This window comes from Sulfuritortus calidifontis, assembly GCF_003967275.1.
In the GTDB taxonomy this organism is placed as follows: domain Bacteria; phylum Pseudomonadota; class Gammaproteobacteria; order Burkholderiales; family Thiobacillaceae; genus Sulfuritortus; species Sulfuritortus calidifontis.
On sequence record NZ_AP018721.1, the window covers coordinates 828,256 to 843,162 of the forward strand.

Genomic DNA, 14,907 nt, shown 5'->3' on the forward strand with positions numbered 1-14,907 from the left:
CTATGGCTGGGTTGGGTTTGAGCCCCTTCCGGCTTCTCCATAACTGAGGGAGGGAGGTTGGGTTTGAGCCCCGCCCAACCTCTACAACGAGCGGGGGAGGGCCCAAGGCTGGGCCGGTCGGGCCCGACGGCATTGGTGCCGGTAGCGCATACACCCTCCCCATTCATGGGGAGGGCAGGGGTGGGGACGATCTTGATCCCGGCCCTGAGGTCATGCCCGGCGCCTGCGCCTCAAGTCGAGCAAAGGGCGCGGGCTTTTACTGCCGCCTCCTTCCCGCAAGGTCGAAATAGGCGGCTGGCTATTTCCTGCCGAACACCTCTTTCAGGAAGGCGTCGGTCTGCGCCCAGGAGTCCTTGTCGGCGGCCGCGTCGTAGGCCAGGGGCATGTTGAACTGCTGGCCGTACTTGTCAGCGTCCGGGTTGGTGAAGCTGTGCTTTGCGCCGGGGTAGACCGTGACTTTGTAGTTGACGCCGGCCTTGTCCATCTCGGCCTTGAAGGCGGCCACCTGGTCCGCCGGGATCATCGGGTCGTCGGCGCCGGTGAACACGGCGACCCTGGCCTTGACCTTGCCCGGCTCGGCCGGGGTGGCGGTGCCCAGGCTGCCGTGATAGCTGACCACGCCCTTGAGGTCGGTGCCGGCGCGCGCCATGTTGAGCACCACCGCACCGCCGAAGCAGTAGCCCAGGGCGGCGATATTGTCCGGCTCGACGATGCGGCTGCCCCTGAGGTATTTCAGGCCGGCGTCGAAGCGCGCCTTGAGCGTGTCCATGTTGCCGGTCACCGCCATCATGAATTTCTTGGCGTCGTCCGGGTGGTTGGCGGTTTTGCCGTCGCCATACATGTCGACGGCGAGGGCGAGGTAGCCCATCTCGGCCAGCATGCGCGCGCGTTTGCGGGCGTAGTCGTTGTGACCCCACCACTCGTGCACCACCAGCACGCCGGGGCGCTTGCCCTTGATCTTGTCGTCGTAGGCGATGTAGCCCTTGAGCGTGGTGCCGTTCTGGCTATAGGTCACTTCATGGCTGCGGATCTCGGCCTGGCTGGTGCCAATGCCGAAGCCGAGAATCAAGGCGGCGAAGACGGGAATGAGCTTGCGCATGATGAGCCTCCTCTGGGTGATGGGCCAGCTAGCATAGCCGGAAATACTCGGCGCTGGTGTGAAGTCCCTGCTGGCTTCATGCCGATGCTGCTGCCGGGCAGAACCGGCGCAGCGGACAGTCGCCGCAACGCGGCTTGGGCCGGCAGGTCGACTTGCCCAGTTGCACGATGAGGGCGTGGTATTCGTTGTAGAGCGCGACGTCGCGCGGCAGGTGGGCCTCGAAGGCGGTCTGGATCGCGCCGTAGCTCTCGTCGCCTTCGAGCAGGCCCAGGCGGCCGAAGATGCGCCGGGTGTAGGCATCGACCACGAAGCTCGGCAGGTTCAGGGCATAGAGCAGGATGGAGTCGGCCGTCTCCTCGCCGATGCCATGCACGGCCAGCAGGCGGCGGCGCAGTTCCGGCAGCTCGGCCTTGTCGCGCAGCTTTTCCGGGTGGCGGGCGACGCCCTGGGCCTCGAGGAATGCGCACAGGTGCCGCAGCCGTTTGGCCTTGACGTTGAAGTAGCCGGCCGGCCGGATCAGCTCGGCCAGTTCGCCGCCGTTCAGCTTGAGTATGGCGCCGCAGCTCAGGGCGCGGGCGCGCTTGAGGTTGGCGATGGCCTTCTCGACATTGGTCCAGGCCGTGTTCTGGGTGAGCACGGCGCCGACCATCACCTCGAACGGCGTCTCGCCCGGCCACCAGTGCTGCGGGCCGTAGTGGGCGTGCAGGGTGCGGTAGGGGCGAAGCCAGTCTGGGCGGGGCATGGGCCGGGCGCGCTCAATCCTGCGCGATGCGGTCGGAGGCTTCCAGCAGCTGGCCGATCTTCTGTTTGATCTCTTCGAAGCGGTAGGGCTTGGCCAGATAGTCGTCCATGCCCGCCTCCAGGCAGCGTTCGCGATCGCCGGTGAGGGCGTGGGCGGTGACGGCGAGGATGGGGATGCGCCGGCCGCTGCCCAGCTCGCGGTGGCGGATGATGCGGGTGGCCTCGTAGCCGTCCATCACCGGCATCTGGCAATCCATCAGGATCAGGTCGAAGTCGCCGGCATCGAGCGCATCCAGCGCCTGCTGGCCGTTGCCGGCGAGCGTGTGGCGATAGCCCAGCTTGGCCAGGATGGTCTTGACCAGGGTCTGGTTGATCGGATTGTCCTCGGCTACCAGGATGTGGCGCTCCGCGGCGGCGATGGGCGCAGCGGCCGGTTCGGCGGCCGGCGTCGGCGGCTGGGCCGACGGAATTTCGACCACCGGGGCGGCAAGCTCGAACGGCAGGTCGAAATAAAAACTGGAGCCTTCGCCGGGCCGGCTTTCCAGCCAGAGGCTGCCGCCCATCAGCCGAGTCAGTTGCTGGCAGATGGTCAGGCCCATGCCGGCGCCGCCATAGCGGCGGGTGGAGCTGCCGTCGGCCTGGGCGAAGGCGTCGAAGATCTTCTGCTGGACCGACTCGGGGATGCCGATGCCGGTGTCGTTGACCGCGAACTGGACATGGGCCCGGCCTTCGGCTGCGGTGCCCAGGCTGGCGCTCAGGGTGACGCTGCCCGATTCGGTGAACTTGATGGCGTTGTCGAGCAGGTTGCTCAGCACCTGGCGCAGCCGCAGCGGGTCGCCGATCACCCGCTCGGGCAGGCCCGGGCCGAAGTCGCGCACGATGGTCAGGCCCTTGGCCCGGGCCATGCCGGCGAAGAGGTCGGCCGCGTCGTTGAGGCTGGCCGGCAGATTGAATGCGGTGGGCGCCAGCTTGAGGCTGCCTTGTTCGATCTTGGCGAAATCGAGCAGGTCTTCGATCAGGCTGTAGAGGTCGCGGCTGGACTGGTCGATGATGTTGAGCATGTCGCGCTGCTCGCGGTTCATCGGCGTGTCGATCATGAGCTGGGCCATGCCCATGATGCCGTTGAGCGGCGTGCGCAATTCGTGGCTGATGTTGGCGAGGAACTGCGATTTGGCCTCGCTCGCCCGCAGTGCGGCGTCGCGCGCCTCGGCCAGTTCCGCCGCCTGCAGCTCCAGGGCCCGGTTCTTGTCGGACAGCGCCTGCTCGCTGCGATAGAGCTTGCCCAGGGCATCGCGGAAGGCGTCGAGCGCGCTGTAGAGCGAGGCGAAGGCCGGGTCGCGCGCCGGCGCCGGCTGTGCCGGCGTGGTGTCGCCCTGGCGCAGCCGGCCCAGGCTGTGCTCGACGTGGCCGAACTGCTGCGACATGCCGCGGACCAGCCAGTAGATGAGGCCGGCCAGGCCCGCCACCAGCACGGCGATCAGACCGCCCAGCAGGAACATGCGCTGCTGGATGGTGGCCGATTCCCGGCGCATTTCCCTGGTCGTCTCCAGCCGGGTGTTCTCCATCAGCTTGAGGAAGATGTGGTTGATGCGGTTGAAGCGGTTGGACACCTGGTTGGTGTAGACCAGGCGCAGGTCGCGGTTGGCCAGGACCATTTCCAGGCCGATGATGGCGGTGTTCTTGTAGTCGGTCAGGTCCTGCTGCAAGTTGTTCATCAAGGCCGATTCGGTCGGGGCGATGCCGAAGTGGCTGGCGCTGGCTTGGGCCTGCAGGCGGTCGATGCGGTCGATCAGGTGGCGGCCCTGCAGATAGACCTCGCCCGGCTTGCCGATATCCTGCTGACGGTCCAGCAGCTTGAACACTTCGTTGTTGATCTCGGAGAACTCGATATAGCTTTTCGAGATCGCCTCCTGGCGCACCAGGTCGTCGCCGGTGAGGTGATCGAGCAGGGCGTTGTACTGGCGGGCGACGAAGAACAGGCTGGCGGCGATCAGGCCGATGGCCAGGCTGGCCAGCAGGGCGATCAAGGTCAATCGGCGGGAAAGCGCGCTGGTCTGGAGCATGGTCAACGGTTCAGGTTCTGCCAGAGATCGACCGGAATCCTGGCCAGGGGCGCGCCGGCCTGGCCATTCTCCGGTTTGAACAGGAAGGCGTCGCCTTCCTCGTCGGGCCAGATGCCGATGGCCTCCATGATGTTGGCGTTGTGGGCGACGATGACGGTGTTGCTGCCCTCGGCCGGCGCTTTGTCCAGCAGGCGCTTGAGGTGGGCCGTTTTGCTGGCGCGCTCGGGGGCGGTGAGCCGGGTGGCGAAGTAGAGGCCTTCGTCGGCCTCGCCTCGCTCGAAGGCGAGCCGAGCGGTGTCGATGGCACGGCAGAACGGGCTGGCCTTGACCAGGCCGACCGGAATCTTGTTTCGGCGGAAGGCGTTGCCGATGCTGCGGGCCTGGTTCCGTCCTTCATCCGAAAGCGGTCGCTGGGTGTCGCAGTTGCCCATGACCGGGTTGTCGTCGAGCATGAACATATCGGTGGCCGTGTGGCGGAAGTAGAAGACATAGCCGCCTTTCTGCAGCTTGGGCAGCAGAGCCTTGAGTTGCGCGGCGGTCAGCGTGGGTGGCTTGGCCATGGGCTCGGCCGCGGCGCTGGCCGTGGCCAGGCCGAGGGCCAGAACAGCGAAGACAAGTCGGCGCAGGGCCGGGTGCGACGTCACGGGATCAAAGCCTCCAATCAAACGGCAGCGGCAGGGCTGCTGTCGGTTTTGTTATGTTTTGTATGGCTCAATTCTGCCGGAATATTTACTTCATCGACAGTGCCGGCGTCCTGTATAAAGAAAGAAACAAGAGCGTGACATGACCATCAACCTGACCTTTTATGGCGCCGCCCGCGAAGTCACCGGTTCCTGCTATCTGGTGGAGTCGGCCGGCCTGCGCTTTCTGGTCGATTGCGGCATGTTCCAGGGCGGCAAGCCGGCCGAGATCAAGAACCGGCATACGCCGCGCTTCGACCCCGAGACCCTGGATTTCGTCCTGCTCAGCCATGCCCACATCGACCACTCGGGCCTGATCCCGCGCCTGGTCAACCTGGGTTTTCGCGGTCCGGTCTATTGCACCGACGCCACCGCCGACCTCTTGCAGGTGATGTGGCCGGACTCGGCCTTCATCCTGGAAAAGGAGGCGGAGTGGCGCAACTACGCCAAGCACAAGCGGCGTGGCGAGCTGAAGACCGAGGCGGCGCCGCTCTACACCGTGGCCCAGGCCCAGGCCGCGCTCAAGCGGCTGAAGCGGGTGGACTACGGCGAGTGCATCCAGCCGCACGAGCGGGTGCGCGCCTGCTTCCGTGACGCCGGCCACATCCTGGGCGCGGCCATCCTCGAGGTCTGGCTGCAGGACGGCGGCGAGACGCGCAAGCTGGTGTTCTCGGGCGACATCGGCATGCCGGGCCGGCCGCTGATGAACGACCCGACGCCGATCGCCGAGGCCGACTACCTGTTGGTCGAGTCGACCTACGGCAACCGCCTGCACAAGACCCTGGAGGCGACGGTGGAGGAATTCGTCGACGCCCTGAACGACACCCTGGTCAAGCGCCGGGGCAACGTCGTCATCCCGTCCTTCGCCGTCGGCCGCACCCAGGAGATCCTCTACCTGCTCACCCGCTTCATCCGTGAGGGCCGCATACCGCCGCATACCGCGATCTTCGTCGATTCGCCCATGGCGGCCGAGGCCACCGAGATCACCCTCAAGCACTGGACCGAGCTCGATGTCGAGGGCCGCGAGCTGGTCAACTGGACCCGCCACAACGACAACGGCAGGCCTTACATCCGCTTCACCGAGAGCGTCGAGGACTCGATGGCGATCAACAAGATCAGCCAGGGCGCGGTGATCATCTCCGCCTCGGGCATGTGCGACGCCGGCCGGGTCAAGCACCACCTCAAGTTCAACCTGCCGCGGCCGGAATGCTCGGTGATCATCTCCGGCTTCCAGGCCCAGGGCACCCTGGGCCGCCGGCTGGTCGACGGTGCCCGCTCGGTGAAGATCTTCAAGGAGTGGGTGCCGGTGCGGGCCAGCCTGTATACCTTGGGCGGCCTGTCGGCCCATGCCGACCGCGACGCCCTGCTCGGCTGGCTCGGCCGCTTCGAGCGGCCGCCGCAGACCGCCTTCGTCATCCACGGCGAGGAAGACACCGCGCTCGGCTTCGCTGATACCATGCGCAAGCAGTTGGGCTGGCCGGTTGAGGTGCCGGTGGCCGGTGCGGTCTATGATTTGCAGGGTGGCAAGGCGCGCCTGCGCCAACAGTAAAAGCAAGGAAACAACAAGCAGGAGGGGTGAGGGATGGAATGGCATATCCAATTGCTCGGCCGGGGCTTGCATGTCCAGATGAGCCAGGCGGCGGCCGCCGCGCTGGAGAACCGGGCAACGCCGCTGCATGTCGAGATGGAGCTGTATTTCAGCTGCCTGATCCGCAAACGGGTGCACTTCGATCGGCCCCAGCGGGGCGAGACGGCGCTGATCGGCCAGGACCTGAGCATCGGCTTTCGGCCGGTGATGAGCCGGGGCGGCTGCTCGGTCGCCGACACCGACCCCGAGGCGATGCTGGTCGACCTGCCCACCGGCGAGCCCCAGCGCTTCGTGCCGCGCTGGCTCAGATTGGACCACCGCAACGGCCGCTGGCAGGGCGAATTCGGTTACTGATTCGACGTGGCTTCGGCTAGCATAGTCGGACCCCTTTTCATTCGAGTCGGCCCATGCGCGTCGCCCTGTTCGTCACCTGCCTCGTCGACCTCATGCGGCCCAGCGTCGGCTTCGCCGCCGTGAAGCTGCTGGAAGGTCTGGGCGCCGAGGTGGTGGTGCCGCCGGAGCAGACCTGCTGCGGCCAGCCCGCCTACAACAGCGGCGACCTGGCCACGGCCCGCGATCTGGCCAGGCCGCTGGTCGACGCCCTGGCCGGCTTCGAGCACGTGGTGGTGCCGTCCGGCTCCTGCGCCGGCATGCTGGTCAAGCATTACCCCGAGCTGTTCGAACACGAACCCGAGTGGCACGCCAAGGCCATCACCCTGGCCCGGCGCACCCGCGAGCTGTCCGCCTTTCTGGCCGAGCATGGCGCGCGGCTCGCCGCCAGCCATGCGGGCAGGGTGGCCATGCACGATTCCTGTTCCGCGCGGCGCGAACTGAACGTGCTGGCCGAGCCGCGTGCCCTGCTGGCGCAGGTCGATGGGCTGGAACGCGTGGAGATCAAGGAAGCGGAAACCTGCTGCGGCTTCGGCGGCACCTTCTGCGTGAAGTACCCGGACATCTCGGCGCGCATGGTCGCCGACAAGGCCGCCGCCGTCATCGCCAGCGGCGCCGACACCCTGGTCTCGGGCGACCTCGGCTGCCTGCTCAACATCGCCGGCCGGCTCAAGCGCATGGAAAGCAGCGTGCGTGTGTATCACCTGGCCGAGCTGCTGGCCGGCATGACCGAGGTGCCGGGCATCGGCGAGGCCGGGCGATGAAGCCGACCGCGCACGCCTTCGAGCGCAACGCCCGCCAGGCCCTGCACGACGCCACCTTGCAGCAGGCCCTGGCCCGGGCGCGCGGCGGCTTCGTCGACAAGCGGCGCGCCGCCATCGAGGCCTTGCCCGAGTTCGCCGCCCTGCGCGCGGCCGGGCGCGCGATCAAGGACCACACCCTGGCCAACCTCGACCACTACCTGCTGCGCTTCGAAGCGCAGGTGCAGGCCAAAGGCGGCCAGGTGCACTGGGCCGAGACACCGGAAGAGGCCTGCGCCGCCGTGCTCGACATCTGCCGTCAGGCCGGCGCGAAGCTGGTGGCCAAGGGCAAGTCCATGGTCGGCGAGGAGATCGCCATCAACGATGCGCTGGAGGCGGCCGGTTTCGAGGTGGTGGAGACCGACCTGGGCGAATACATCATCCAGATCGCGCACGAGCCGCCCAGCCACATCATCGCCCCGGCGGTGCACAAGACCCGCCAGCAGATCACCGAGCTGTTCGAGGGCCTGCACCACCAGCCGGGCTTGACCCGGCCCTTGCAGACCGTGCCGCAGATCGTCGATGAGGCGCGCCAGGTGCTGCGCGACAAATTCCTCGCCGCCGACGTCGGCATCACCGGCGCCAACTTCCTCATCGCCGAGACCGGCTCGGCCGTCATCGTCACCAACGAGGGCAACGGCGATCTTTCCGCCACGCTGCCGCGGGTGCACATCGTGCTCGCCAGCATCGAGAAGGTGGTGCCCACCCTGGAGGACGCCTCGGTGCTGCTGCGCCTTCTGGCGCGCAGCGCCACCGGCCAGGAGATCACCAGCTACACCACCTTCTTCACCGGGCCGAGACGGGCCGATGATCCCGACGGCCCCGAAGAGTTCCATGTGGTGCTCATCGACAACGGCCGCAGTGCCATGCTGGCCGGGCCCTATCGCGAGATGCTGCGCTGCATCCGCTGCGGCGCCTGCCTCAACCATTGCCCGGTCTACGGCGCGGTCGGCGGCCATGCCTACGGCTGGGTCTATCCCGGGCCGATGGGCGCGGTGCTCACGCCGCTGATGGTCGGCCTGGAGGAGGGCCGGCCGCTGCCCAACGCCTCGACCTTGTGCGGCCGCTGCGAAGCGGTCTGCCCGATGGCGATCCCGCTGCCGAAACTCTTGCGCGAGCACCGGCGCCAGGAATTCGCCCGGCATCTGACGCCGCCGCGCGCCCGCTGGGCCCTGGCCGCCTGGGCCTTCTTCGCCAGGCGGCCGCAGCTCTATCGCCGGGCCGCGCGCCTGGCCGCCGGCCTGCTCGGCAAACTCGCCCGAGGTCGGGGGCGCTTCCGCAGTTTGCCTTTCGCTTCCGCCTGGACCGCGGCGCGAGACCTGCCGGCGCCGCAGGGCGAGACCTTCATGGACCAGTGGCGGCGGAGGAACAAATCATGAGCGGGGCCCGCGCCGCCATCCTCGACCGCCTCGGCCGGGCGCTGGGTCACGCCGGCGCGGCCGACGATGTCGAGGTCACCCGGCGTTTGCAGGCGCATCCGCGCGGGCCGCAGCCACAGTGGGCGGAAACCCCGCGCGTGCGTTTTCTGGCCAAGCTGGCCAAGGTGGCGGCCACCTATGCCGAATTGGAGTCGAAGTCGCAGATCGTGTCGGCCGTGCAAGCCTATTTCGATGCGCAGGCCCTGCCGCGGCAACTGGTGGCGGCACCGCATCCGCTCTTGAACGAAGTGGTGTGGCCGCAAGACTGGCAGGTGGCCCGGCGCCGTGCCCAGGGCGAGGACCGCACCGGCCTCAATGTGGCCTTCTGCGCCATCGCCGAGACCGGCAGCCTGGTTCTTCTGTCGGGGCCCGAGAGCCCGACCACGCTCAACTTCCTGCCCGAGGATTTTCTCTGCGTCCTGCCGGAGGGCCGCATCGTGCCGCGCCTGGAAGACGCCTGGGCGCTGCTGCGGGAGGAGCGCGGCGCCCCGCCGCGCGCGACCAACATCGTCACCGGCCCTTCGCGCACTGCCGATGTCGAGCAGACCATCCAGCTCGGCGCCCACGGCCCGAGGCGGCTGCATGTGCTGCTGCTGAAAACGCCCTGATGCTGCATGCCCTCCCCGCGAGCGGGGAGGGCGAGGGAGTGATTCGGCGGTGTTTCCCCCTCCCACAAGTGGGGGAGGTGCATGGTTTCCCCACCTGGTTGTGCTGAAGCCTGTAAACGGAAGGGGGAATCAAGCCGTCAAATCGGCCTCGACGCCGCCGGCCCACCAGATGCGGCAGGCCCCTTCGTCCGACACCATGCACGGCCCCACCGGGTGGCGCGGGGTGCAGGCGCGGCCGTAGAGCCGGCACTGGTTGGGGTAGCGCCGGCCGAGCACCACCTCGGCGCAGTCGCAGCCGGGCGGCATCTCGCCGGCGCGGCGGCGGCCGGGGGCGCTGTGGTCGGGATAGCGCTTGCGGGCGTCGTATCTGGCAAACGCGGGCTTGAGCGCATAGCCCGAAGCCGGGATGACACCGATGCCGCGCCAGTTGGCGTCGACCACGTCGAGCGTGGCCGCCATCAGCCGGCGGCCGGTGGGGTTGCCGCCCGGCATCACCACTTCGCGATAGCAGTTGTCGAGAAAGCGTTCGCCGCTTTCGAGCTGGCGCAGCACCGAATAGAAGGCGGCGAGCAGCGATTCGGGCGTGAAGCCGGCCACCGCCGCGGGGATGTTGTGCTGGTCCACCACGAACTGCCATTCCTCCGGTCCCATCACGGCGGAAACATGGCCGGGCGCGATCAGGGCGTCGAAGCCGGGCCGGCCGGAGTGAAGCAGCATGGCCACCGCCGGCCAGGTCAGCCGGCCGGAGAGCAGGATGCTCAGGTTGTTTGGGCCCCCTCCCCCGCTGGCGGGGGAGGGGAGTTTCATTTCGGCCAGCATGGCCGCCAGCGGCGCGGTGGTGGTCTCGAAGCCGGCGGCGAAGAACACCACCGGCCGTCCGGGGTTGTCCAGGGCGATCTTGCGCGCCTCGATCGGGCTGGCGATCGGCCGCACGTCGGCGCCGGCCGCCTGGGCCTCGATGAGGGAGCGGACCTCGCCCTTGGCCACGTTCACCGGCACCCGCAGCATGTCGCCGTAGGCGAGCAGGATCACCTTGTCCTGCAGGGCGAGCTGGATGGCCTGGTAGATGTCCTCTTCCGGGCAGATGCAGACCGGGCAGCCGGGGCCGGGCACCAGCTCCAGCCAGGCCGGCAGCGCGCCGCGCAGGCCGGCGTGGGTGATGGCGCGCTCGTGGCCGCCGCAGACGTTCATGATCTTGACCGGGCGGTCGAAGGCGAGGGCGTGGATCTTGCTGAGCCAGTGGCGGGCGTTCAATCCCCCCTCTGCCCCGTGCGCGGGGGAGAGGGAGGAATTTTTCGGGGGAGGTGCCGCGCTCATGCCGTGTGCAGTCGCACGCCGTCGGGCTGGATCTTCGGCAGCCGCGTCCGGCCTTGCGCCACGCGCGCGCGCTGCGCCGTCAGTTGCTCGCGCAGCCAGGCCAGCCACGCGGCCAGGCCTTCGCCCTTCTTCGCCGACAGCCGGAACACCGGGGCCGGGTTGGCCAGCTCGCGCAGATGCGCTTCGGCCTTGGCCGGGTCGAAGTCGTCGAGCACGGCCAGAAGGTCGGTCTTGCTGATGAGCATGGCATCGGCGGCGCGGAACATCACCGGGTATTTCGCCGGCTTGTCGTCGCCCTCGGTGACCGAGAGCAGGGTGACGTTGAGGTGCTGGCCCAGGTCGAAGCTGGCCGGACAGACCAGGTTGCCGACGTTCTCGATGAACAAGAGGTCGACGCCGTCGAGCTGCATGTGGTGCAGCGCATCGTGCACCAGATGGGCGTCGAGATGGCAGGCGGTGCCGGTGACGATCTGGTGCGCTTGCACACCCTGGGCGCGGATGCGTTCGGCGTCGTTCTCGGTCTCCAGGTCGCCCTCGATCACGGCGCAGTTGAATTCGTCCTTCAGCGCCGCCAGCGTCGCCTCCAGCAGCGCGGTCTTGCCCGAGCCGGGCGAGGACATCAGGTTGAGCGCGAGGATGCCGCGGGCATCGAAGTGGGCGCGGTTGTGCGCGGCCTGGTCGTCGTTCTTTTGCAGCAGGCCTTTCAACACCGAGACCGTGGTGGCGCTGGGTTCGACCGGCTTGTAGGCGAATTGCCGGTTGCCGGGAGTGAGGTTGCAGCCGCAGGTATCACACATGATGGGAGTGAGGCGTGAGGAGTGAGGGGTATCCCCCTCCCCGCCTCCCCCACAAGTGGGGGAGGAGTACTCCCTCCCCACTCGTGCACCCTGAAGGGCATAAAGGGGAGGTTGGGAGGGGGTGGTCTTTCCGTAGACAAAGATTCATAGCCATCCGCCTAAGACCATTACGGTGGACTTCCATAATTCAATGTTTCCATCGGTTCTTCTTGTGGTTCTTCCTGCAAATCGAGCTCCACGCGCTCCAAGAGCAGTTCGTCGCCGCTCACCACCTGGGTGTGCCAGTCGCCGCAGGCGGCGCAGAGCAGGCGGTTGATCGCGGCCTCGCTTTCGGCGCCGCAGGTCTGGCAGCGCACGCGGATCGGCGCCTCGATCAGGTCGAGTTCGGCCCGTTCGCAGCGGCTGCCGGCGGCGGCGAGCGGGAAGGCGCTGGTCAGGAGTGCCGGCACCACGCCGGCCAGGGGGCCGATGCGCAGGCGGATGCGCCGCGCCGCGCGGGCCCCATTCTGCTCGATCAGGCTTTCCACCGCGTCGACCAGGGCCTGGGCCACCGAGAGCTCATGCATCGGGCGCGGCCTTTAGCAGCTGGTCGAACACCTCCCACGCGGTGCGGGCCTCGGCCTCGCTCACGGTCTGGATGGCATAGCCGACATGAACCATGACGAAGTCGCCCACCCTGGGCATCTCGTCCTGCAGCATGAACAGGCTCACCTCGCGCCGGACCCCCTTGGCCTGGCAGCGCGCGGTGAAGCCATCGATGGCTTCGATCTGCATGGGAATGGCAAGACACATGCACTCAGTATATGAAAGATCGTCGGGGAAAAATCGACTTAGCAGGCCGTTGAAAAACTACTGCGGTGGGCCATCTGCGGCGTTGCGCGGTGCTGGCTTCGGCCGCTTCGCTTAACCTCGGCGGCGCCGAGGTTAGCCTGCGCCGAAACTGCGTTTTCGCTCCCTCGCCTATCTATTTGATATGTCTCGGTCGCTGCGCTCCGTGCGCCTTGCATCTGGCCATCCTCGCTACGTTTTTCAACGGCCTGTTAGATGCTTGGTTTTTCTGGCTTCTGCGCCGAAACAGGACAATTAAATCTTTTTATAAGTAATAAAAAAACTATTGCATATGCTGATAAGCAAAAGTGCCGCTCGCCGATGCGCATCGGTCGTCTTTTGTCATGGGGAACAGCATGGAACCCATCACTATCTTCAGTCTCGAACAATCCCCCGATGTGGCCGATGTGGAACGACGCCTCGGCATCTCCCGCCGCGACTTCCTCAAGTTCTGCGCCGCCATGGCCGCCACCATGGGCCTGCCGGCCGGCGCCGAGGCCGCCATCGCGGCGGCGGTGGCCAACCCGGCCCGGCGCCCCTCGGTGATCTGGCTGCACTTCCAGGAATGCACCGGCTGTTCCGAATCGCTGCTGCGGGCCGAGCACCCGACCCTGGAAAAACTCATCCTCGACGTGATCTCGCTCGACTATCACGAGACCCTGTTCGCCGCCGCCGGCCACCAGGCCGAGGCCGCGCGCCGCGCGGCGATGGCCGAGCACAAGGGCAAGTACCTCCTGGTGGTGGAAGGCGCGATCCCGACCAAGGAGAACGGCATCTATTGCAAGATCGGCGGCCAGACCGCGATCGACATGCTGAAAGAATGCGCGGCCGATGCCGCGGCCGTCGTCGCCATCGGCTCCTGCGCCTCCTGGGGCGGCATGCCCTCGGTGGGCCCGAATCCCACCGGGGCTTCCAGCGCCGGCGCCGTGCTGGGCAAGCCCGTGGTCACCATCCCCGGCTGTCCGCCCAACCCCTACAACTTCCTGTCCACCGTGGTGCACTACCTCACCTTCGGCAAGCTGCCGGCGCTCGATCACCTGGGCCGGCCCAAGTTCGCCTATGGCCGCCTGGTCCACGAGAATTGCGAGCGCCGACCCCACTTCGACGCCGGCCGCTTCGCCGGCGAGTTCGGCGACGAGGGGCACCGCCTCGGTTGGTGCCTGTACAAGCTGGGCTGCAAGGGCCCGGAGACCTACGCCAATTGCCCGGTCATCGGCTTCAACGATATCGGCGAGGTGTCCTGGCCGGTCGGCTGCGGCCACCCCTGCATCGGCTGCACCGAGCAGGGCGTCGGCTTCACCAAGCCCATTCATGCCCTGGCCGATCTGAAGTCGGTCAAGCCGCCTCTGGGCTATCCGCACATCAGTGAACCGCGCGGCTCCGGTGCCAGTCTCGCCGCCGTCGCCACGGTGGGTGCCCTGGCCGGCGCCGTGGCCGGTGCCACCTGGGCGATCAACCGGAACCTGGGCGAGAAGCTGGAGGTGGAAAAGACCCAGCCCGAGCACGAGGCGAAATCATGAGCCTCGACCGCCGCCAGTTTTTGAAGGGAATGCTGGCCGGCAGTGCCTCTGCGGTAGCCTGCACGCCCACCAGGGTAGAGGCCCGCGGCAACCTGACCATGCCGCCCAAGGCCATGGGACTCCTGTTCGACAGCACCCTGTGCATCGGCTGCAAGGCCTGCGTCGCCGCCTGCAAGGAGGCCAACGGCCTGCCGCCGGAATTCACCAAGCCGGACGATGTCTGGGACACCCCACTCGACATCTCGGGCAAGACCAAGAACATCATCAAGGTCTACCGCCACGGCAGCGGCCTGACCAAGGACGCCGAGGTCGACGGCTATGCCTTCATGAAGCATTCCTGCCTGCACTGCGTCGACCCGTCCTGCGTCTCCGCCTGCCCGGTCTCGGCCATGCGCAAGGACCCGGTCGACGGCATCGTCAGCTACGACGAGAAGGCCTGCATCGGCTGCCGCTATTGCGTGGTGGCCTGCCCCTTCAGCGTGCCCAAGTTCGAATACGACAAGGCCCTGCCCAAGATCGTCAAATGCGAGCTGTGCCGCCATCTCAAGCCGGGCGATGCCTTCCAGTATCCGGCCTGCGCCCAGGTCTGCCCGACCGGCGCCACCCTCTATGGGCCGGTGGCCGACCTCAAGGCCGAGGCCCAGCGCCGCCTGGCGCTCAAGCCCGGCAGCGAGGCCGAATTCCCCCGAGGCCGCATCGGCATGGCGCCCGGCGACAAGACGGCCGACGCCACCACCTGGGCCAGTCCGAGCCAGAAAGCTTCGTTCGCCGACAGCCACGTGGCCAGGGTGCCCCACTACCTCCAGCGCATCTACGGCGACAAGGAGCTGGGCGGCACCCAGGTACTCAAGCTCTCGGCCGTGCCCATGGCCAAGCTGGGCATGCCCGAGCTGCCGGAGCGCTCCTTCGCCTCGGTGTCGGAGACCATGCAGCACTCGCTCTATGGCTACCTCATCACCCCGGCCATCGTCCTCGGCGGCCTGATCATCGCCGCCAGGCGCAACGTCCGTCCGGAAGAGGATGAGGCGGGCCAGGCGCAAGAGAACGAATAGGAGCGC

15 protein-coding genes are annotated in these 14,907 nt (G+C 67.5%); 7 read left to right on the top strand and 8 right to left on the bottom strand.

Annotation, left to right across the window (positions count from 1 at the left end; genetic code table 11):
* Positions 1–298 precede the first annotated feature (298 nt).
* The 4 genes from EL388_RS04475 to EL388_RS04490 form a co-directional block, all read right to left on the bottom strand.
* Positions 299–1,099 (bottom strand): dienelactone hydrolase family protein, encoded by an 801-nt coding sequence (locus tag EL388_RS04475; RefSeq protein WP_126460227.1) that lies wholly within the window; start codon positions 1,097–1,099, stop codon positions 299–301.
* A gap of 76 nt (positions 1,100–1,175) precedes the next feature.
* Positions 1,176–1,841, bottom strand: a complete 666-nt coding sequence (locus tag EL388_RS04480) for an endonuclease III domain-containing protein (RefSeq protein WP_126460230.1) — start codon at positions 1,839–1,841, stop codon at positions 1,176–1,178.
* A gap of 13 nt (positions 1,842–1,854) precedes the next feature.
* A complete protein-coding gene (locus tag EL388_RS04485; protein ID WP_126460234.1) occupies positions 1,855–3,903 on the bottom strand; it encodes an ATP-binding protein in 2,049 nt (682 codons plus the stop codon).
* 2 nt (positions 3,904–3,905) lie between these two features.
* Complete coding sequence (locus tag EL388_RS04490) at positions 3,906–4,547, bottom strand: histidine phosphatase family protein (RefSeq protein ID WP_126460237.1); 642 nt, start codon at positions 4,545–4,547, stop codon at positions 3,906–3,908.
* Positions 4,548–4,686: 139 nt separating this feature from the next.
* Here EL388_RS04490 and EL388_RS04495 point away from each other — a divergent pair, with 139 nt between their 5' ends.
* Genes EL388_RS04495 through EL388_RS04515 form a run of 5 tightly spaced genes read left to right on the top strand, consistent with a single transcriptional unit; the run spans position 4,687 to position 9,387 of the window.
* Positions 4,687–6,132, top strand: a complete 1,446-nt coding sequence (locus tag EL388_RS04495) for an MBL fold metallo-hydrolase RNA specificity domain-containing protein (protein ID WP_476755999.1) — start codon at positions 4,687–4,689, stop codon at positions 6,130–6,132.
* Between the two features lie 33 nt (positions 6,133–6,165).
* Entirely contained in the window at positions 6,166–6,525 is a 360-nt protein-coding gene (locus EL388_RS04500) for a hypothetical protein (RefSeq protein ID WP_126460239.1), read from the top strand.
* 53 nt (positions 6,526–6,578) lie between these two features.
* Positions 6,579–7,325 (top strand): (Fe-S)-binding protein, encoded by a 747-nt coding sequence (locus tag EL388_RS04505; protein WP_126460242.1) that lies wholly within the window; start codon positions 6,579–6,581, stop codon positions 7,323–7,325.
* On the top strand, positions 7,322–8,740 hold the full coding sequence (locus EL388_RS04510) for a LutB/LldF family L-lactate oxidation iron-sulfur protein (protein WP_126460245.1): 1,419 nt from the start codon (positions 7,322–7,324) through the stop codon (positions 8,738–8,740). The genes EL388_RS04505 and EL388_RS04510 overlap by 4 nt, the downstream gene beginning before the upstream one ends.
* A complete protein-coding gene (locus EL388_RS04515; RefSeq protein WP_126460248.1) occupies positions 8,737–9,387 on the top strand; it encodes a LutC/YkgG family protein in 651 nt (216 codons plus the stop codon). Before EL388_RS04510 ends, EL388_RS04515 begins: the two co-directional genes overlap by 4 nt.
* Before the next feature lie 129 nt (positions 9,388–9,516).
* Here the strand turns inward: EL388_RS04515 and hypD are convergent, their stop codons facing one another.
* The 4 genes from hypD to EL388_RS04535 all read right to left on the bottom strand — a co-directional run bounded on the left by hypD (position 9,517) and on the right by EL388_RS04535 (position 12,275).
* On the bottom strand, positions 9,517–10,641 hold the full coding sequence (gene hypD, locus EL388_RS04520) for a hydrogenase formation protein HypD (protein ID WP_232019182.1): 1,125 nt from the start codon (positions 10,639–10,641) through the stop codon (positions 9,517–9,519).
* A gap of 59 nt (positions 10,642–10,700) precedes the next feature.
* Entirely contained in the window at positions 10,701–11,501 is an 801-nt protein-coding gene (gene hypB / locus EL388_RS04525; RefSeq protein ID WP_126460254.1) for a hydrogenase nickel incorporation protein HypB, read from the bottom strand.
* Positions 11,502–11,668: 167 nt separating this feature from the next.
* On the bottom strand, positions 11,669–12,067 hold the full coding sequence (locus EL388_RS04530) for a hydrogenase maturation nickel metallochaperone HypA/HybF (RefSeq protein ID WP_126460257.1): 399 nt from the start codon (positions 12,065–12,067) through the stop codon (positions 11,669–11,671).
* The gene (locus EL388_RS04535; protein WP_232019183.1) at positions 12,060–12,275 is read right to left on the bottom strand and encodes a HypC/HybG/HupF family hydrogenase formation chaperone; all 216 of its coding nucleotides are present in this window, start codon (positions 12,273–12,275) and stop codon (positions 12,060–12,062) included. Before EL388_RS04535 ends, EL388_RS04530 begins: the two co-directional genes overlap by 8 nt.
* A 410-nt stretch (positions 12,276–12,685) precedes the next feature.
* Here EL388_RS04535 and EL388_RS04540 point away from each other — a divergent pair, with 410 nt between their 5' ends.
* Together EL388_RS04540 and hybA are read left to right on the top strand one after the other, a co-directional pair.
* The gene (locus EL388_RS04540) at positions 12,686–13,849 is read left to right on the top strand and encodes a hydrogenase small subunit (RefSeq protein WP_126460263.1); all 1,164 of its coding nucleotides are present in this window, start codon (positions 12,686–12,688) and stop codon (positions 13,847–13,849) included.
* On the top strand, positions 13,846–14,901 hold the full coding sequence (gene hybA / locus EL388_RS04545) for a hydrogenase 2 operon protein HybA (protein WP_126460266.1): 1,056 nt from the start codon (positions 13,846–13,848) through the stop codon (positions 14,899–14,901). The genes EL388_RS04540 and hybA overlap by 4 nt, the downstream gene beginning before the upstream one ends.
* Positions 14,902–14,907 lie beyond the last annotated feature (6 nt).

Excerpts from the sequence above, each read along its gene's own strand:
- EL388_RS04475 (WP_126460227.1), bottom strand. The coding sequence starts at position 1,099 with ATGCGCAAGCTCATTCCCGTCTTCGCCGCCTTGATTCTCGGCTTCGGC.
- EL388_RS04480 (WP_126460230.1), bottom strand. The coding sequence starts at position 1,841 with ATGCCCCGCCCAGACTGGCTTCGCCCCTACCGCACCCTGCACGCCCAC.
- EL388_RS04485 (WP_126460234.1), bottom strand. The coding sequence starts at position 3,903 with ATGCTCCAGACCAGCGCGCTTTCCCGCCGATTGACCTTGATCGCCCTG.
- EL388_RS04495 (WP_476755999.1), top strand. The coding sequence starts at position 4,687 with ATGACCATCAACCTGACCTTTTATGGCGCCGCCCGCGAAGTCACCGGT.
- EL388_RS04500 (WP_126460239.1), top strand. The coding sequence starts at position 6,166 with ATGGAATGGCATATCCAATTGCTCGGCCGGGGCTTGCATGTCCAGATG.
- EL388_RS04505 (WP_126460242.1), top strand. The coding sequence starts at position 6,579 with ATGCGCGTCGCCCTGTTCGTCACCTGCCTCGTCGACCTCATGCGGCCC.
- EL388_RS04510 (WP_126460245.1), top strand. The coding sequence starts at position 7,322 with ATGAAGCCGACCGCGCACGCCTTCGAGCGCAACGCCCGCCAGGCCCTG.
- EL388_RS04515 (WP_126460248.1), top strand. The coding sequence starts at position 8,737 with ATGAGCGGGGCCCGCGCCGCCATCCTCGACCGCCTCGGCCGGGCGCTG.
- hypB (WP_126460254.1), bottom strand. The coding sequence starts at position 11,501 with ATGTGTGATACCTGCGGCTGCAACCTCACTCCCGGCAACCGGCAATTC.
- EL388_RS04530 (WP_126460257.1), bottom strand. The coding sequence starts at position 12,067 with ATGCATGAGCTCTCGGTGGCCCAGGCCCTGGTCGACGCGGTGGAAAGC.
- EL388_RS04535 (WP_232019183.1), bottom strand. The coding sequence starts at position 12,275 with ATGCAGATCGAAGCCATCGATGGCTTCACCGCGCGCTGCCAGGCCAAG.
- EL388_RS04540 (WP_126460263.1), top strand. The coding sequence starts at position 12,686 with ATGGAACCCATCACTATCTTCAGTCTCGAACAATCCCCCGATGTGGCC.
- hybA (WP_126460266.1), top strand. The coding sequence starts at position 13,846 with ATGAGCCTCGACCGCCGCCAGTTTTTGAAGGGAATGCTGGCCGGCAGT.